Below are 18318 nucleotides of genomic sequence, written 5' to 3'. Positions count from 1 at the left end.
ATTCGTCAAAAAAGACACGGGGGAACTCCGCCTGCCGGACTGCTGCTTTGCCTTGCATGCGCCCCCGCCTTGTTGAAACATTCGCCTATCCGATTCGCTTGCCCGTGAGCGGACCGACGCCCTGACCTGGAGACAGCCGAAGTGCCGACCCTGACCCGCCTGTTGCTCGTGCTGCTGCTGCTCGGCGCGCTCGGTTATGGCGCGATCTACTCCCTGGCCAACCTTGTCGATCCGCGTGAACGGGAAATCGAGGTTAGGGTGAAGAAAGACGGCTTCGGCCGCTAGTAGACGCTTTCAAATGGCGGGTCATCAACGGGACAAGTTTCAGGTCCTTTGCGAAGGCATACGCAATGGCAACCGGTTTCGATCTTGAAAACTTCCTCGAAATGCTGGCCGCCGAACGCGGCGCGGCAGAAAACACGCTGGCCGGATACCGCCGCGACCTGGAGGATTTTTCAGGCTTCCTCGGCCGAAAGACCCTTGCATCAGCGCAATCCGAAGACATTTCGGCTTACCTGGGCGATCTCAACCGGCGCGGATTTGCCGAGACCTCGCAGGCAAGACGCTTGTCCGCGCTGAAGCAGTTCTACAAGTTCCTTTACGCGGAAGGCTCCCGGGAAGACGATCCGACCCGCACACTGTCCGCCCCGAAAAAACGCGCGAGCCTGCCCAAGGTGCTGTCGATGGAAGACGTCGACAGGTTGATCGAAACCGCCAGGGCGGAAACCGAAAAGCCCCAGAAAAGCGCGGCGGTGCGCTTGCGTACGCAGCGCATGTACACACTTATCGAAGTGCTTTACGCGACCGGCCTGCGCGTTTCGGAACTGGTTGCCCTGCCGGTTACCGCTGCGCTCCGGGACGCCCGCCTGATCGAAATCAGGGGCAAGGGCGGCAAGGAGCGACTGGTGCCGCTGTCCCGCGCTGCCCAGGCTGCCATGAAGGACTACGTCGGTCTGCGTGCCGCCGAAGGGGCATACGAAAAAAGCCCGTGGCTGTTTCCCTCCCATGGCGACAGCGGACATCTGACACGCCAGCATTTTGCACGAGACCTGAAGGACCTTGCCGTCGCCGCCGGTCTCGATGCCGGCAAGATTTCCCCGCACGTGCTGCGCCACGCATTCGCTTCCCACCTGTTGCAGAACGGTGCCGACCTCAGAGTGGTGCAGCAGTTGCTGGGCCATGCGGACATTTCCACGACGCAGATCTACACCCACGTCCTGGACGAGCGCCTGCGCGAACTGGTGGAAAGTGCACATCCCCTTGCGAAGAAGTAATTCTTTCCGTAGCCACAACCTCGCGAAAGACAAAAAACCAGCCTTCCTGAGGGAAGGCTGGCCTTGTTCGTCGTGATGTCGCGCGGTCAGGCCGCGCGAACACCGGAAAGGAAGTTGGAGATCTCGCTTCGGATAAGGGCTGCCTGTTCGGACAGCGACGTTGCCAGCTGCTCGACCTCGCCGCCGGTTGCCCGGGCGTGTTCGGTGGCAGAACCGACCGCGGTCATGCATTCGGCCCCTTCATGCGAGCGGGTCGAGGCATCGACCACGTTCTTGGCGATGGACTGAACCGCGGCATCCTGCTGGATGACGGCCGATGCCACGGCCGAGGCCAGGCCTTCCATTTCGGAGATGATACCGGTCACCTCGTCGATCGCTTCAAGCGCATGGCTGGACGACATCTGGATTGCTTCCACCTGGCTGGCGATATCTTCCGTCGCACGCGAGGTCTGGTCCGCAAGCTGCTTCACTTCGGCGGCCACGACCGCAAAGCCCTTGCCGGCCTCGCCTGCCCGTGCAGCCTCGATGGTAGCGTTGAGCGCCAGGAGGTTGGTCTGATTGGCGATATCGCGGATCAGCCCCATGACTTCGCCGATCCGGTCGGCCGCGCGGGACAGTTGCCCCATGGTCTGGGACGTGCCTTCCGCGCTGGCAACCGCCTTCTTGGCCACCGTCGTGGAGTTTGACGCCTGGTTGGAGATCTCGTTGATAGACGCTGCCAGTTCCTCGCTGGCAGATGCGGCCGAGTTGACGTTTTCAGCTGCCACGCGCACGGCGTTGCCAGCCCGGTCCGCCTGCTGGGCAACATCGTCCGCTGCGGCTTCGACGGCGGCAGAGGTCTGCGTCAGGTCAGAGGTAGACCGGTCGAGACTTTCGAGAGCCTGCCCGACCGTTGCCTCGAAATTGGCGATCAGTGATTCAAGACGGGCCACACGGGCGTCGCGCTGCGCGTTTTCTTCTTCCGATGCGGCCGCGAGGCGCTGCCGTTCGACAGCGTTTTCCTGGAAAACGGAAACGGTGCGCGCCATGGCGGCGATTTCGACACTGCCTTTGGCGGCAGGCAGGTTGACGTCCACATGCCCGGACGCCAGTTCTTCCATGGCGTTCTGGAGACGCGAAAGCGGATTGGCGATCGACCGGCCGATGAGCATTCCGGCCAGGACGCCGGATACCAGGAAAGCGGCAATCACGCTGACAACGGCGAGGGTCGAGTAGGCCCGGACGGTTTCAAGATCCTGCTCGGCTGCCAGTTCGGCTTCGCGCGCGGCGTTGTTGAGCGCTTCCAGGCGTGGCGGCACCAGATCGAACAGCGTTTCCAGAAGTTCGATCGACTTGTCCTTTTCGGCGACAGCCGCCGTATAGGCATCAAACGCTTCCCGGTAGATCGCCATCTTGGTGCCGACGTCTTCCTTGATCTCGTTCGGCAGATAAGCCTTCTTCAACAGGCGCTCATACCGACCGAAAGCCACCTCGAAGTTGCCGAGGGCAACGTCGTTGCGGTCGAGAATGAATTTCTTTTCCGACAACTGAACATCGAGCATGGTGGTGACCATCTTCTCGAAGTCCGGACCGCCACCGAAGCGCATTTCCTTCTTCAGGCGCTTCAGCACCTCGTCGGCGTTTTCGCTGAGAGTTGCTCGAAGGCCTGTTTCGGAATTGAAGCCGATTTCCCGCTGAACGGTATTGAGCGACGAAAAGGCGCCCGACGCCCCGTCAAGCGTGTCACGAACGTCTGCGATCTCCGCATTGAAGGCTGCGGCAACAGGCTTGGCGGAGATGTCATCCAGAACCCCATGGGCCTCACTGAGCTTGGCCTCGAAAAGTTCGTGATCCTTTTCCTCCGGCCGCGCCAGGTAGCCCTTGCCGATGTTGCGCATGCCGTTCGCAATATCTGAAAGATCAGCGACGCTGCGCGCCAGTCCCGCGCTTTGATCAAGCTTGTTGAAGGCTCCAGCCACCTCGTTCTGGCTCCACCAGAACACCCCGCCGATCGTCAACATGCCGATTGCGGTCAGAAGGCTTAGAGAAAGGATTTTCAATTTCACGGAAAGCGCGCCGACACGAGCGAGCGCGGACTGCCCAAACATCTTCATGGATCTACAGGTCCCCAGCCGGACTATTTTTTATCCTGGCGGGATTTTGATCCTCATAAGTTAAGGAAATCTCGCATTTATTAGTGAATACGTTGCTACCGGATGCTGATTTTCTCACCACAAAATCGCAGTCAAAGACCAACCGGAATGGTGGCGTTATGCTCCTGTTTCACGCAGGCGGGCGTTAACGATTTCAGGACCATCGCGCATGGCTGACCCACTCGGACAACCGATAGTTTATAAGGAATAATGACAGTATAAGATTTTATTCCAGCCACACTTGCCGGCGTGCTTCAGAAGTCCGGTTAAGGATTTCATCGCTGCTTTCAAAGGATGGATTTCGGCTCTATTGCGCTGCAGCAATGACCGCCCTACACTCCGCTGCTCAAAATTGAAGCACCGGACGCTCTGAAATGCTGCAGCCTACTGGCAACTACGACGCGCTGAGAGAGACATTCCGCTGGCCTCGGCCCGCAACCTACAACATGGCCGCAGCCGTCAGCGATGAATGGGCTGCAACAGACCCGGAGCGCCTCGCGATCCGTCAGGTTCTCGAGAACGGTTCCTGCCGGGACTGGAGCCATCTTGCGCTGAACCGGGCGGCCAATCGCCTTGCCAACGCCCTTGAAGGCCTCGGGCTAAATCGCGGCGACCGGGTTGCCCTGCTTCTGCCGCAGATCCCACAAACCGCCATCGCACATCTGGCAGCCTACAAGACCGGCGCAATTGCAGTGCCTCTGGCAGCCCTGTTCGGACTGGAGGCGCTGCGCTACCGGCTCTCAGATTCCGGCGCCCGCGTTCTGGTGACTGACACGGCCGGCCTGGCAAAGCTTGCGGAAATCCGATCCGACCTGCCCGGCCTCGATCTGGTGATCTCGGTCGACGGACCGGAAACCGGCGTGTTCGGATTTGACGATCTGCTGGACAAGGCGTCCGACACCTACCAGACCCTTGCGACCACACCCGACGATCCGGCTTTGATGATCTACACATCCGGCACCACGGGGCAGCCCAAGGGCGTGTTGCATGGCCACCGGGTGCTGCTCGGCCATATGCCCGGCATCGAGCTTTCGCAGAATTTCCTCGGCCGTGAAGGCGACTTGCTCTGGACGCCCGCAGACTGGGCCTGGGCAGGCGGCTTGCTGAATGCGCTGTTTCCGGCTCTGTCTCTCGGTGTGCCGGTGGTCTGCCACGCGTCTCGCAAGTTCGACCCGGAATTCGCCTTCCATCTGCTTGAAAGACAGAAGATCCGCAATGCCTTCATTCCGCCGACGGCTTTGAAGATGCTGCGTGCTGTGGAGCGTCCGGCCGAGCGCTTCGACCTCACCTGGCGCAGCGTCGGCTCTGCCGGAGAATCTCTCGGCAGGGAAACCTATGACTGGTTCGCTGCGGAATTCGGCTTCAACGTCAATGAATTCTATGGCCAGACGGAATGTAACGCGGTGCTCGGTTCTGCGGCCGCACTTGGCGTCAGCCGCTCTGGCGCCATCGGCAAGGCAACGCCTGGCCATCAGGTTGCGATCATCGACGATGAAGGCAATGAGCTGCCGACAGAAACCCTCGGCCAGATCGCCATCCGCCGGCCGGACCCGGTAATGTTCCTGGAATACTGGAACAAGCCGGAGGCGACGCGGGAGAAGTTCATCGGAGACTGGATGATCACCGGCGACCAGGGCCTGATGGACGAGGACGGCTACGTCCATTTCGTTGGCCGCGACGACGACATCATCACCTCGGCAAGCTACCGGATCGGCCCAGGCGAGATCGAGGATTGCCTGCTGAAGCATCCGTCGATCGCGCTTGCCGCGGCTGTCGGCAAACCGGATCCGTTGCGCACGGAAATCGTCAAGGCCTTCATCGTCCTGAAGCCGGGCACGGAAAAAAGCGCGGCTCTGGAAAACGATATCCGCACTTTCGTCCGCGAACGTCTGTCGGCGCATGAATATCCGCGGGAAATCGAATTCGTCACCTCGTTGCCCATGACCACCACCGGCAAGATCATTCGCAGGAAATTGCGGGACCTGGAGAGCGTTGAAGGCTAGCTTCGCCTGTTTCAGGCGCGCAGGCGCTTTCTCAGCGTCCGTGCGGCTCGGCGCAGGGCTTGTTCAAGCTTCAGGTCCGTCTTGCACATCGACCGCTTCAGGCCATCGGCAAAAAGCATCGTGCCGGTTTCCAGCCGGCCTCGCCACAAGGGCTCGATCATCGAATGCCCAGGAATGGCCAGGGAATCCGCTCCCCTGAAGCCAGGAATGGCAAGATTGATCTTCAAGGCCTGCAGCGCGATCTGGGCTCCGGGAGAATAGCGGGCAAACTCCTCGTCAAAGGCGATCTTCCAGGAATACACCTTGCCGGACTGCTGAAACAGCACCAGGGCGGCAACCAGTGTCTGTCCCGACCAGAGCTGGTCGATCCGGACCCCGTTGCGACTTGCCAGATTGGCGACGGCCGTGCGGGCAAAGTCCGCCGTCCCGGACTGACTGCCCAGCGCGGTTCCGGACCGGCCCTTCCAGCCGGAGGCCTCGAGCTCCAGAAAGGCTTCGAACCCGGTAACGGCATCAGATCCGGACAGACTGCGGAAGGTGGTCTTGCCATGGTCACCCAGCCGGCGCATCAGCCGGCGCATTTCCTTGCGCCTCTTGCCGCTGTCAGCCTCGGCAAGTTGTGACTTGCCTGTGGCTCCTGCGCCGTGGCTCGCCCGGAAGGACTTCGCCAGAACCGACTTCTTTCCCGCGCCCACCGCCCTCAAGCGCGTTGCCGACTGGGAATGAAGCGGCAGATAGGGGATGGCGAGCGCATTCCCGGGCTCTCTGGCGGCATTGATGAAAGCGGCGATTGCCTCGGCACTTGCGTCCGGGTGGATCAGCGGTGTTCCGAGCGGCGCGTATTCGCTTGCCCAGGTGGTGTTGACCGCAACGGCCAATCCGAAACGACGTCGGCCGACGGGGGCCGCCACCAGCCAGCGGCCACCCGGCCGCTCCCGGACCACGACAAGTCGTACCGCCTGTTTGCTCATCTTTTCCAGAAACGGACGAAGGAAATCCGGACCAAAGAAAGGGTTCGGACTGAGGGCAGCCGCACAAAGCGTCTGCCAGTCCTCAAGCGGTATGGCGACGCTCAACGGATCGAGGGACAAGACCTCGAGCTGCACGGAAGAGAGCGTATCATTGGTCAACCGGACGGTTCCTGGCGAAAAGCAAGGGCAAAACGAACGTCGTGATATTGAGCTTCCGTTTTGCCACAACCGCAAGGGCAGTGGCCTCAAAAAGGATCGCAAGACTTGTGGCAATGGCCGCTCCGGCAAGGCCGAGCAGCGGGATCAGAATAAGATTGAGGACGACATTGAGAACAAACGTCCCGGCATAAATGCCGGCGCAGGTGTTCTGGTGCCCTGTCATCGTCAGAAGCGCGTCGGCCGGACCGACGGATGCGCGCGCAAGCACGCCGATCATCAGGAGGGCGATCAGTTCGTAGCCGCTTTCAAAGTCGCTGCCGAAAAGAGCAAGCAGAAGCGGCGCGATCAGAAGCAACCCAACGCCCGCGGCCACAGACGGCCAGAAGGTCCAGAGAGTTGCCTGCCGCATGTAACCGGCAAGCCCTGAAAGATCCTGATTGTGTGTGTAGCTGGAGAAGCGATGCGCCGAGGCGGCCCTTACGGCGAAATAGACAAAATGCACCAGCGCCAGGGTTCTGGATGCAGCGAAATAGACTGCAACCTCGTCCGGATCCTGAAAGAAACTCACCATGATCACGTCAGCACTGGTGATCAGCTGCAGGAAACCGTCGACCATCAGCATCGGCATGGACACCGCCAGCCAGGATCTGAACTCGACCTTGTACGGCCCCTTCGGAACGCGTGGGTCCAGCCGCCTGCGAAGATGCACAAACTGGTAAAGCGCGACCAGCGCCGTTGCCACCACGGCCACGATGGCAGCTGTCAGTGCATCGGGCCGAAACCCGGCCAGAACGGCACCGACCAGCAGGAACAGGATCGCCAGCGGCCGCCAGATATAGGTTGGCAGCATTGCCAGCGACGACCAGTCGTAGCTGCGTGCGATACCGTCCTGCACCAATCCGAAGGCAAAGAAGGGCAGCGCCAGCAGGACGACCGACAAGGGCTGGAAATAGGACGTATCAATAAGCGGGCGAAACAGGGCGAGACAGCCGATGCCTATGACCGCCGCAGCACCCCCGAGAAAAAACGCCATTTGCCGGCTTGTGCGCAAGAACCCGCGCAGGCGCGCCATATCCCGGTTCTGCAGATACTGCGGGATAAACCTGCTGGCAGAGGTGGAAAAGCCGCCGCAGGCCATGACACCCAGAACGATCACGAAAGTCCAGGCAACCGAATAGAGCCCATAGTCATGCGCCCCCAACAGGCGCGCGAGCACGATTTGCGACAGATAGGCGAGCGCTGCACCGGCGATCCGCACCGCAAAGGTCGATACCGCCATCCGGCCCGCCGCGTGCCGTTCGCTTCCACTTCCCTTCAGGAACTCCAGGATCTGATCAGCACCTTTCCCCAATCCCAGAGGCGAGGCGATGCCTTGCAAACGCTTGGTCCAGGAGTTGGCGGAAAAACGCACGTAGGGGTCCCTTATGAGTACTCTTCCGTATTTGTGACATGAGTGACTTAATATTCTATGGCGATCAGTCAAACGCAGCCAGCAACGTTTCACAGATGTGTGAGGACGATGGAAAGTTGGTCAAGACGTTGATTTTACCTTCTATCCTGCCAATTCCGTTCTCAGCGTTCGGACATCCATGAAGACAGCTTCCCTGCTTGACACCGGCACCGGGAATCATGCTAATGAGAACAAATAGAGAACGAGATTCGATTCGACCCTGTCGACCACCCTCGGCTGACCCTGCCGCGGGCTTTCCCGATCTCCTTGTTGCGGATGTTGAGGGCTGCCTCCCCTTCTATCTGCAAATTGGTCCGGTCCCTGCTCCCGCCGCCAATCGCAGGGACCGGACGATTTTTTTCAAAGTCAAAAATGAAGACAACCGGCCGACCTATTCCGGCACGGCTTCCACGTAATACCAACGACCGCTTTTCTTGCGAAAACGGCTCAGTTCGCGGTGTACGTGAAGCTTGCCGGCGGACAGGTATTTTGCCTCGAAAAGAACGGTGCCGTCCCTGTCAGCAGGCCCGCCCTTGTCGGTGGCCAACACACTGAGGCCCGTCCAGTGGCTTTCCTCCGCCCAGCGCGCGGTGCCTTGTGCATCGAAACTCGGCTGATACTTCGGCCAGAGCGTTTCCTTCAGATACGGAATGAGTTGCCGGACGTAAGCACTGTAACGCGAGCGCATCAAGGCCTCTGCGGTTTCGGGCAGGGCCTTTCCGGCAAGATAAGGTTCACAGCACAGATCGAATCCCTTGCCACTGCCACAGGGGCATCCCTCTCCGCTCATTTGCCTCTCCCCGTCTTTGGTCGGCTTATTCCTGCATCAGCGCTCTCTACCACTTGGCCCGATGCGCGGCTATGGTTTCAGGTACGCTTTCCAGCTTCGGGCCTGCTGAATGAGACTTGCCACCTTCAACATGGAATCCTTTGGTGCGGACCGGCATGATCCGGACGCACTGACACCCCGGCTGGACGCGCTTCGGCCAAAGATTCTGGAGCTTGAGGCCGACATTCTTTGTCTGCAGGAAGTCAACGCGCAGAAACGGAAAGGTGTCTCAGCACGGCAGTTCCAGGCGCTGGAACTTCTTCTGGAGGGAACGCCGTACGAGAAATTTCACCGGGCAACCAGCGAACGACCTTCTGGAAAGGGGCCGGGCGACCGCCATAACCTGGCGGTTCTCTCGCGCTTTCCGATAACCAGGTGCTTAAGTCTTTACCAGGCACATGCCCACCCGCCTCACTGGCAGCCCAAAACCGCTGTACCGGCCTATCGCAGCCCGCAGACGATCCTGTTCGACCGGCCCGTTCTGCAGGTGGAAATCGACATCGGCACCGGCCGCCCCCTGCACGTCTTCTGCGTTCATTTGCGGGCGCCAATCGCCGCGATGATACGCGGCGGCAAGGCAGAGGACCGGACGTGGACATCCGTTTCCGCGTGGGCGGAAGGGTATCAGCTATCAGTGTTGAAACAGACCGCCCAGGCACTCGAACTGCGCCTTGCGGTGGAAGACCTTTTCGATGCAAACGAGGATAGCCAGATCGTCCTGGCGGGTGATTTCAACGCGACCGGGGAAACCGGAACCTTGAGGCTGCTGCGCGCCGACCCGGACGACACCTGTTCGCCGCAACTTGCCGCGCGCCGCCTCTACCAGCTTGACGCTTCATTGCCGCCGGAAAAGCGCCAGACCGTCATTCACAAGGGCAAGGGACAGGCTCTGGACCACATTCTGGCCAGCGCATCCGTCGCCCACCGAACGGTTGACTTCAAGGTGTTCAATGTCGGTCTTCCGGATGAAGTCTTCGACGCGGATGAAGACGCCTATGCCGGATCCTTCCACGCCGCGATGCTGGCCGAGTTCGAGTTTTAAGGGACCAATGGCAAATCTTGCGGTGCCCTTAGACCACGTCCTGACGAGGCACGAGTGCGCAGTCTCGAAGGACGGGCTTCAGCCCCTCCTTGCAACGAGGTCTGGTGTAGCGAAGAACCTCAGGGTGCCAGGGATTCGATGTAGCTGGCGAGATTGGCGATTTCGATGTTGCCGAGGGTCATGTTCGGCATTTGCGGATGGGGATCGGCAAGGAAGGTCGCAAGTTTTTCTTCCGTCCAGCCGGGATCCTTCGCAATGTCGTAAAAGCTTGGCAGCGACGCGCTGGAGGCGCGATCCTGGTCTTCGGACACGAGGTGGCAGGCTGAGCACCATTGCAGCGCCAGCGCTTTGCCGGCGGCAGCATCGCCCGCCTCGGCTGCACTCGTACCGAAGAGGGCGGCGACGGCCATCAGGGTGACCCCACCCAGGAATGATCGCACACCCGAATGGTGACGCGGTTTCGAAACGGCAATTGCCTTGCTCATGAATCCTCCTTCAACCAGTCGCGTTCTGGCCCACGTGCAGCTTGTCCCTTCAAGACTGCAGCCTATCTGATCATCTAGCCTTGCGCTGAATCAAGAACGACTTAAAGTTGTCGGTCAGAGCGCCACGCCCGTTGCGCGTCCTGCCCTCCACTTGCCAACTCCCGCCCTCCAGGCGACCGGAGAGACACATGAAACATCTTCTCAAATCCAGCTTTGCCGCGGTTTCCCTGGCGACCGCCCTTGTTGTCGGCATCGCGGCACCTCTCGCCGCGCAGGATTCGCCGATCTATTCGCTGAAAGACCGCTTCCAGCCTGAAACGGCGCAGAACGGCATGGTTGCCAGCCAGGAAGCAGTCGCAAGCCGCGTCGGTGTCGACATCCTGAAGAAAGGTGGCAACGCAGTCGATGCCGCCATTGCCACCGGCTTCGCGCTTGCCGTCACGCTGCCGCGCGCCGGCAACCTGGGGGGCGGTGGTTTCATGATGATCCACCTGGCGGACAGCGGCGACACCAAGGCGCTCGACTATCGGGAAATGGCACCTGCCGCAGCTTTCAAGGATATGTTCCTGGGCGAAGACGGCGAACCCGATAACCAGAAATCCCGCTTTTCCGGTCTTGCTGTCGGTGTGCCGGGCACGGTCGCCGGCTTTGCCGAGGCCTTTGAAAAACACGGCAGCGGCAAGCTGACCTGGGCAGAGCTGGTCGCACCTGCCATTGGCCTTGCAGAAAACGGCATCGAAGTGACACCGGATCTCGCGGCATCGCTGACCGCATCCGCAAAACGCCTTCTTCAGGACCCGGCCACCGCCGCGATCTTCTACAAGACCGGCGGCCTGCCGTTCGTACCGGGCGAGACACTCAAGCAGACGGATCTTGCCGCAACGCTGAAACTGATTGCCGACAAGGGGGCAGCCGGGTTCTACACCGGTGAAGTTGCCGAAAAGATCGCACAGAAAGTAACTGCCTCCGGAGGCGGCATGACCACGGAAGACCTGGCCGGATACAAACCGGTCTGGCGGGACCCCATCGTGGGCAGCTACCACGGCTATGAAATCGCATCGATGCCCCCACCGTCTTCCGGCGGCGTGCACATCGTGCAGATCCTCAACATGCTGCAGGGCTATCCGCTTTCCGAATATGGTCCGAACTCTGCAGACAGCATCCACGTGATGGCCGAAACCATGCGGCGTGCCTACGCGGACCGCTCCAAGTATCTGGGCGACCCGGATTTTGTCGATGTTCCGGTAAAAGGTTTGACCGACCCGGCTTATGCCGCTGAACTGGTGAAATCCATCAAGATGGATGTGGCAACGCCTTCCGAAGAGGTGAAGCCCGGCGATCCTTTCCCCTATGAAAGCAACCAGACCACGCATTATTCCGTTGTCGACAAGGAAGGCAATGCGGTCTCCAACACCTACACGCTGAACTTCTCCTACGGCGTCGGCCTGACCGCCGACGGTACGGGGGTCTTGCTCAACAATGAACTGGACGACTTTTCCGCAAAGCCCGGCGTGCCCAATGCCTATGGACTCATCGGCGGAACGGCCAACGCTGTCGAGGGCGGCAAGCGGCCACTTTCGTCCATGAGCCCGACGTTGGTGTTCAAGGACGGCAAGCTGTTCCTTGCCACCGGTTCGCCCGGCGGCAGCCGTATCATCACCACCACGCTGCAGATCATCCTCAACGTCGTCGATCACGGCATGAACATCGCCGAGGCGACAGCTGCTCCGCGCATCCACAATCAGTGGCTGCCGGATGAAATCCGCATCGAGGAAGGTCTTTCTCCGGACACGATCCGCTTGCTGGAAGCCCGTGGGCACAAGGTGGAAGTCAAGAACGCCATGGGGTCGACCCAGTCGATCATGCTCGTTGACGGTGTTCTGGCGGGAGCTTCCGACCCGCGGCGCCCCGGCGCGCTTTCCGCCGGCTACTGAGGCACCAACAGCCTCCGCATTACCCCGGGCGCGCTAGGAGCGCCCGGATTTTTTTATGGCTCTCCGGTCGAGGATTACTTTCTCGACCCTGTTTCTGTCGCCATTGCAACCAGCTGCGCAAAGCGCCGATCGAGGGCAACACGCTCATCTGCGCGCATATCCGGCCAGACAATCTGGCTGCCGACAAAAGCCGCGTATTCGATTTTAGCAACATCTGCTGCAAGCGCAGGCTCCATCCCTCCAGCTTCGTAGAGCCGCGCGACAAACCCGGTTCGCAAATCATCAACGTCCCGAACGATCTCCTGCGCCCGAAGGTCTGATTGCGCGAATTGGCGCACGGCCTGCTCCAGTCGGTGGTCCAGACGATTGGCGAGATCCGACAGCTTCCGCGCCCGCAGATCCCCTTTTTCGGCCAGCGCCTGTTCGGCAATGTCGAGCGTGTGCCGCTGTTTCCAGGCAAGCATCAGGGCTTCGACGAAAGCCCCGTGATCCTGAAAATGGTGATAGAACGAGCCGCGCGTGCGGTCTGCTGCGGTGCAGAGAGCCTCGATGGTCATTCCCGCCGGCCCATCCTTTGCAAGCTGTGTCAGACCGAGATCAAGCCAGTCCGATTTTCCGAAACGCTTCCTCAGATCAACTCACTCCGCCCAGAATACCAAGACCACCCAGCAGGACAATCGGCAGAAACAGCCAGCCCTGCGGCATCTGGCTGTATTTCTGCTTCTTCAGCGGTGGCACCGCAAGGCCCAGCAGACAGAAAGAAGCTGTCAACACGGTCGCTACCAAGCCGAGATCGAGGCTTTCAGCCCGCACACCTGCGACGGCAAACATGACGGCAATCATTGCCAGAACGATTGTCACGATATGCCAGCAGTAATAGGCGACATATTTCGGCACCGGGTGGAGATCCGACGCTTTCAGCAGCGGTACGGCGATCGTCCGCCCCCCTGCGAATGTATGCAGCAGACAGACGGCAGCCGAAAGACCCGCGGCTGCAAGCAATAGTCCATTCATTTCACCACTCCTCCAAAACAAACCATAACATATGGTACGTTCTCATGAACTGACCTGACTGGAAATGCGGCGGTGGGTCACAGCCCCAGGCTTCTCGTTCCGATCGGCTCCTTCTTTGCCTCGGCAGTGTCCGCCCCTGAGGCGCCGCCCTGAACGACGGACATCTGTCGACGACATTGAGCGTACCGGCCGGGGAGCAACCGGCGAGAACTGTGATCGAATATTACAGCCCCTCCGATTGACAGCACAAAACCTCGGTGCTAGCGCTATCCAAAGCGCTTTGGAGGAACTTTTCAAAAGAAAGCGCTTTCTATCCTTAGCTCGCCAACAATTCTGCCAACATCTGAAGAACGGGAGAGGCTGAAATGCCGATCAGAGCCGTGGTCTGGGGCGAAAACGTCCATGAACAGCACAACAAGATCGTCGCGGGTGTCTATCCGGACGGCATGCATCAGTGCATTGCCGATACGCTGAACACCGATCCCGAAATCACCGCCACCACCGCCACCTTGCAGGAACCCGAACACGGCTTGACGACGGAACGCCTTGCCGAAACGGATGTGCTGTTGTGGTGGGGTCACGCCGCCCATGGCGACGTTTCCGACGAAGTGGTGGAGCGCGTCTGCGACGCCGTCTGGTCCGGCATGGGCATGGTGTTTCTGCATTCGGCCCATTTCGCCAAGCCGTTCAAACGCCTGATGGGCAGCCCGTGCAATCTCACCTGGCGCGAGGCCGGGGAGCGCGAGCGCCTGTGGGTGACCAGCCGCAACCATCCGATCACCACCGGTCTTCCCGACAGCTTCGAGCTGGAGATGGAAGAAATGTACGGTGAGCCCTTCGGTGTGCCGGAACCGCTGGAGACGGTCTTCATCAGCTGGTTCCAGGGCGGCGAGGTTTTCCGCTCGGGCCTCACCTACAAGCGCGGCGCGGGCAACGTCTTCTACTTCCGCCCGGGACACGAAACCTATCCGACCTATCACAGTACCCATGTGCAGACGGTGCTGAAGAACGGCGTCAAATGGGCGTTCAACCCGATGGCCCGGATCGCCGATCCGAACATTGCGCCCAATGTGCCGGTGGAAGCGGCTCCCGAAAAGATCGAGGAACGCGGCCCGAAGCTGCACGCCGACGGCGAAGAAGGTTTCCGCTGATCCACTTTCCCTTCCGGACCGGCAGACTTTCGCCGGTCCGTCCTGCCCTCAAACGCTGAGGAAGATCCCCGTGACCTCTGCTGCACACCCTCTCCGGATCCTGATAGTCGGCACCGGCAATATGGCGCGTACCCACGCGGATGCCTTTTCAAGGATCGACGGCGTTGAAATCGTCGGCGGCGTCGACCAGCGCCCGGACGTGCTCACCCAGTTCTGCGACACCTTCGCCATTCCGAACCGCTTCGCAACGCTGGAAGAGGCAATTGCCTGGGGCGAATTTGACGCTGCGGCCAACGTGACGCCGGACGCGGCGCACCATCCGACCACGATGGCCCTGATGACCGCGGGCAAGCACGTTTTGTGTGAAAAGCCGCTGGCGACCAACGCTGCCGACGCCCGGGAGATGGCGGATCTCGCCCGCGCGAAGAAGCTGATCGGCATGGTCAACCTGAGCTATCGCAATGTTGCCGTGCTGCAAAAGGCCGCCGAGCTGGTTGCAGGTGGTGCCATCGGTGCGCTTCGTCACTTCGAGGCTTCCTACCTGCAAAGCTGGCTGACGCAGCCGGCGTGGGGCAACTGGAAGACCGAGAGCCAGTGGCTCTGGCGCCTGTCGACCGCGCACGGTTCCAAGGGCGTTCTCGGCGATGTCGGCATCCATATCCTCGACTTCGTCATCTTCGCCGCCGGCAGCCCGGTGAGCGAACTTTCCTGCCGGCTGAAGACCTTCGACAAGGCAGAGGGCGGCAGGATCGGCGAATACACGCTCGACGCCAACGACAGCGCCACCCTGCAGGCCGAGCTTGAAAACGGCGCGCTCGGCACGATCAGCGCCACCAGGTTTGCCTCCGGCCACCTGAACGACCTGCGCCTGCGCCTTTATGGCGACAAGGGCGGCCTGGAAGTGCGTTTCGAGAAGGGCATCGAAGGCCTGCGCATCTGCCAGGGCGAAGATCTTTCTTCTGCGACCTGGACTGACATCGAAGTTGGCGCTGTTCCGACAGTCTACCAGCGGTTTGCCGCCGCGATCCTGACCGGGGCTCCGGCCGACCCGGATTTCCACCACGGCGCCCGGCTTCAGGTCGCCCTCGACCTGGCCGAACGCTCGCACACTGAAAACGGCTGTTTTCTGAAAGTCTGAGGCTGACGTCATGAGAAATGTGAGCGGAGCCGCTCAATAAAGCCCCGCTCACACACCTCCCTCTCGATCATCCTTCCGGACGCAGCGACGCGAAGATCCGGGATCGGAGAGCCCTTGATCTGGCAGTATCGAGGAACAGAAAGGTTCTTGCCTCCCCGGTCCCGGCTCGCGCTACGCTTGGCGGGGACGACGATGGAGAGACTGGAGAAGGACGACAGGCTGGTCGGAGGTACGGGTTATCCAAGGCCCAGGCCTTCTCGGCCTGCATGGAGCTTGACCTGTCTGCCGGCTCAACCTTCCCGCAACGCCTTAAGATAACGCCTGCGGTTGGCCTCTGGCGTGACGGCGTCAGCCGGTGCAACCGGAACAAGGGCTGCAAATCCGTTGACGCCGATTAGCATCAGCCAGGTCACGATCACGAAGGTCGAGGTGAGCACCGGCATGCCGATGGGCTCCAGAAAGATCGCGACGGACGCCCAGAGCCAGGTCGACACAACAACGCCAAACAGCGTGTAGAGGGCAGAGGCAGGCGTCAGCACCAGAAAGAAGCCCCCGAGCGCGATCGCCGTCAGGGCGGAATTATACCCGAAGAGACCGTCACTGATCGCCCCTTCCGGCGCGCCGTAAACAACGGCGACAAAGGCTGCCACATTGGCCCCGAGCAGTGCCATGATCGCACTGACACGCGAATTCACCGCAATCCCGAGCACGATCAGGTAACCGCTGATCCAGTTGTCCTGAAAGAAGATCTGACCGATGGCATTGCCGATGCCCTTGTACCAGGTCGCCAGAGTGTACTGGACCGTGCCGTCATACTGGGTGGGCGAGACAGGCTTGGCGAGCGGGCCGGCATCGATGCTGTGGAACTTCAGGACGGCAAACAGGAACAGCCAGCCGACCAGCACGAAAGGCATTGTCAGCGGCGCGACCCTATGCGGGCCAAGCAGGTTTGCAAGACTGGTGAAGACCATGGCCGTCATGGCGGAACCGAACGCGATATAGACCGTCAGATAGACGGACGGAACAGCGCCGTAGTGAAAATCCTCGCTCGTGAAGGCAATCAAGGCCAGCGCAACAAGCGCTCCGTTGAAGCCGAACAGCCCGTCACGGATCAGCCCCTTGTCCGCCTGCAGCAGAACCGCCGTCGCGGTGGAGATGACCACTCCGAAAACGGCAATGGCGCCATAGATCGGCGAATTGAAGAAAAGCGCACCCAGGATGATCAGACCCGAGACCGGATTGTTCTGAAACACGACCTGCCCGATGCCACGCAGGCACCAGTCGACAAAACCGAAAACCGGATGTTCCTTCAATGCGTTCAATGCCTTCCCCCCGACTGCAAGCGGCACGCGGGCACGGTAACACGGCCCGGCAGAAGGCGCGGAACTATTGACCGCGGTGCGATCATTTTTTTGAAACGCGACCAGACGTGCCGGACAGCCGGTTCCGGGCGTGTCTCGTTGGGCCTGAAAAGCTTCGGGTGTGCCAGGCAGGATCTGGATGGATCGGCACGAGACGCCAAGCGCTGGCAGGCACTGGAACTGCAGCGGAACCGAATGGTTCCACTGCAGCCAAGTTGGGTACTTGAGGCAAAGCAAAAGACGGAGACAACCGGTATCCGGCTTCTCCGCATAATGCTCGCTGACATTACGCCCTGGCCCCTGCAACTTCGTTCAGGTTGGGAGCCGGGTTTGTATCAATGTTTAGACGAACCTTGAAATACTGCCGATAGCGCGCAGCAAGCCGCCAATCCCGGAGCAAAAACAAAAAAACCAGCATTCTTTCAAATGCTGGTTTTCTGGACCCTTCGGTCGAATTGGAGCGGGCGATGGGATTCGAACCCACGACCCCAACCTTGGCAAGGTTGTGCTCTACCCCTGAGCTACGCCCGCATAGCGTCCCTGGTCCGTGGCGGTGACCGCCTCGGCGTCGGTGGCGCAGTATATGAACTATGCTGAGACGGATTGCAACACCGAAATTGAAGAAATTTTTTTAGCCGTCGATTTGTGGATTTCCTGTGAAATCAAAGCCGGAAAATCGCAGATTTCTGCCGCTTTTTCTACCCTTCACCTCTTGTGGCCGGCAGCCAAATCGCGTTAGACAGCGCAAAAGCTCTCAAAATTCTCAGGAAAACCCATGCCGGCGACACGCGACGACCTACTGGCCTATTTCGAGGAACTCGGGATCCCTGTCACGACGGTGGATCACGAGCCCGTCTTTACAGTTGCCGAGTCCGGCGACCTGCATGACCGCATTCCCGGTGGCCACACCAAGAACCTGTTCGTGAAGGACAAGAAGGGACGGCTGTTTCTGATCGTTGCCCTGCACGACGCGGAAATCGACCTGAAGAAAGTGCACCAGATCATCGGCGCTCAAGGGCGCGTATCTTTCGGCAATGCCGATCTTCTGATGGAGGTGCTGGGCGTGGAACCGGGTTCGGTGACCCCCTTCTCGCTGATCAACGACCGCGAAGCCCAAAGGGTCACGCCCGTGTTCGACGCAGCCATGATGCAACATGAAGTGCTGAATTATCACCCGTTGAAGAACAACGCGACGACGGCGATCTCCGCAGCCGACCTTCTGAAATTCGCCTCGGCTTGCGGCCACACGGCGCAGGTTCTGGCGGTCAGCGAAGAGGCCAAGGCAGCCGGCCTGTAACGGTCACCCACTTTCGGCAGGCGAAGGCGTTTGTATTTCGCGCGCAGTGGCTCCATGTTATGGGCCAAATCAACCCTT

The 18318-nt window shown here is 60.2% G+C and carries 16 protein-coding genes and 1 tRNA gene; 8 read left to right on the top strand and 9 right to left on the bottom strand.

Annotation, left to right across the window (positions count from 1 at the left end; genetic code table 11):
• The first annotated feature begins 141 nt into the window (after positions 1-141).
• Both FIU93_RS31350 and xerD read left to right on the top strand, forming a co-directional pair.
• The gene (locus FIU93_RS31350; RefSeq protein ID WP_167579543.1) at positions 142-285 is read left to right on the top strand and encodes a hypothetical protein; all 144 of its coding nucleotides are present in this window, start codon (positions 142-144) and stop codon (positions 283-285) included.
• A 65-nt stretch (positions 286-350) separates the two neighbouring features.
• Positions 351-1274: a site-specific tyrosine recombinase XerD gene (xerD, locus tag FIU93_RS08050; protein WP_152505310.1), complete on the top strand. Its 924-nt coding sequence runs from the start codon at positions 351-353 to the stop codon at positions 1272-1274.
• Positions 1275-1360: 86 nt separating this feature from the next.
• Here the strand turns inward: xerD and FIU93_RS08045 are convergent, their stop codons facing one another.
• Positions 1361-3367 (bottom strand): methyl-accepting chemotaxis protein, encoded by a 2007-nt coding sequence (locus FIU93_RS08045; protein ID WP_209010310.1) that lies wholly within the window; start codon positions 3365-3367, stop codon positions 1361-1363.
• Between the two features lie 413 nt (positions 3368-3780).
• Between FIU93_RS08045 and FIU93_RS08040 the strand changes: the two genes are divergently transcribed.
• Positions 3781-5409, top strand: coding sequence for an AMP-binding protein (locus tag FIU93_RS08040; RefSeq protein ID WP_152505309.1), 1629 nt, complete (start codon positions 3781-3783; stop codon positions 5407-5409).
• Positions 5410-5420: 11 nt separating this feature from the next.
• Here FIU93_RS08040 and FIU93_RS08035 read toward each other — a convergent pair whose 3' ends face one another.
• From FIU93_RS08035 to FIU93_RS08025, 3 genes are all read right to left on the bottom strand, one after another.
• Positions 5421-6539, bottom strand: coding sequence for a GNAT family N-acetyltransferase (locus FIU93_RS08035; RefSeq protein WP_152505308.1), 1119 nt, complete (start codon positions 6537-6539; stop codon positions 5421-5423).
• The gene (locus tag FIU93_RS08030; protein WP_209010309.1) at positions 6529-7950 is read right to left on the bottom strand and encodes an oligosaccharide flippase family protein; all 1422 of its coding nucleotides are present in this window, start codon (positions 7948-7950) and stop codon (positions 6529-6531) included. Before FIU93_RS08030 ends, FIU93_RS08035 begins: the two co-directional genes overlap by 11 nt.
• A gap of 430 nt (positions 7951-8380) precedes the next feature.
• Positions 8381-8779, bottom strand: coding sequence for a YchJ family metal-binding protein (locus FIU93_RS08025; RefSeq protein ID WP_152505307.1), 399 nt, complete (start codon positions 8777-8779; stop codon positions 8381-8383).
• 109 nt (positions 8780-8888) lie between these two features.
• Between FIU93_RS08025 and FIU93_RS08020 the strand changes: the two genes are divergently transcribed.
• On the top strand, positions 8889-9860 hold the full coding sequence (locus FIU93_RS08020; protein WP_152505306.1) for an endonuclease/exonuclease/phosphatase family protein: 972 nt from the start codon (positions 8889-8891) through the stop codon (positions 9858-9860).
• Between the two features lie 119 nt (positions 9861-9979).
• Here FIU93_RS08020 and FIU93_RS08015 read toward each other — a convergent pair whose 3' ends face one another.
• The gene (locus tag FIU93_RS08015) at positions 9980-10345 is read right to left on the bottom strand and encodes a c-type cytochrome (protein WP_286202414.1); all 366 of its coding nucleotides are present in this window, start codon (positions 10343-10345) and stop codon (positions 9980-9982) included.
• 188 nt (positions 10346-10533) lie between these two features.
• Here FIU93_RS08015 and ggt point away from each other — a divergent pair, with 188 nt between their 5' ends.
• Positions 10534-12279 carry a gamma-glutamyltransferase gene (gene ggt, locus FIU93_RS08010; protein WP_152505305.1) on the top strand — a complete coding sequence of 582 codons (1746 nt, stop codon included), beginning with the start codon at positions 10534-10536 and terminating at the stop codon, positions 12277-12279.
• Positions 12280-12353: 74 nt separating this feature from the next.
• Here the strand turns inward: ggt and FIU93_RS08005 are convergent, their stop codons facing one another.
• Together FIU93_RS08005 and FIU93_RS08000 are read right to left on the bottom strand one after the other, a co-directional pair.
• A complete protein-coding gene (locus tag FIU93_RS08005; RefSeq protein ID WP_152505304.1) occupies positions 12354-12836 on the bottom strand; it encodes a TetR/AcrR family transcriptional regulator in 483 nt (160 codons plus the stop codon).
• Positions 12837-12912: 76 nt separating this feature from the next.
• Entirely contained in the window at positions 12913-13293 is a 381-nt protein-coding gene (locus FIU93_RS08000) for a hypothetical protein (RefSeq protein WP_152505303.1), read from the bottom strand.
• A gap of 365 nt (positions 13294-13658) precedes the next feature.
• On the opposite strand from FIU93_RS08000, the gene FIU93_RS07995 reads away from it, so the two are divergent.
• Both FIU93_RS07995 and FIU93_RS07990 read left to right on the top strand, forming a co-directional pair.
• The gene (locus tag FIU93_RS07995) at positions 13659-14444 is read left to right on the top strand and encodes a ThuA domain-containing protein (protein ID WP_152505302.1); all 786 of its coding nucleotides are present in this window, start codon (positions 13659-13661) and stop codon (positions 14442-14444) included.
• Between the two features lie 121 nt (positions 14445-14565).
• Complete coding sequence (locus tag FIU93_RS07990) at positions 14566-15582, top strand: Gfo/Idh/MocA family oxidoreductase (protein WP_286202441.1); 1017 nt, start codon at positions 14566-14568, stop codon at positions 15580-15582.
• Between the two features lie 290 nt (positions 15583-15872).
• Here the strand turns inward: FIU93_RS07990 and FIU93_RS07985 are convergent, their stop codons facing one another.
• On the bottom strand, positions 15873-16904 hold the full coding sequence (locus tag FIU93_RS07985) for an urea transporter (protein ID WP_152505300.1): 1032 nt from the start codon (positions 16902-16904) through the stop codon (positions 15873-15875).
• Between the two features lie 495 nt (positions 16905-17399).
• Positions 17400-17474: transfer RNA gene (locus tag FIU93_RS07980), tRNA-Gly, on the bottom strand.
• Between the two features lie 244 nt (positions 17475-17718).
• Here FIU93_RS07980 and FIU93_RS07975 point away from each other — a divergent pair.
• On the top strand, positions 17719-18240 hold the full coding sequence (locus tag FIU93_RS07975) for a prolyl-tRNA synthetase associated domain-containing protein (RefSeq protein WP_023002782.1): 522 nt from the start codon (positions 17719-17721) through the stop codon (positions 18238-18240).
• The last annotated feature ends 78 nt before the right edge of the window (positions 18241-18318 follow it).

This window comes from Labrenzia sp. THAF35 (assembly GCF_009363595.1).
GTDB lineage: Bacteria > Pseudomonadota > Alphaproteobacteria > Rhizobiales > Stappiaceae > Roseibium > Roseibium algicola.
Note: the sequence above shows the minus strand (reverse complement) of the source record. Positions and strands in the feature narration are given on the sequence as shown.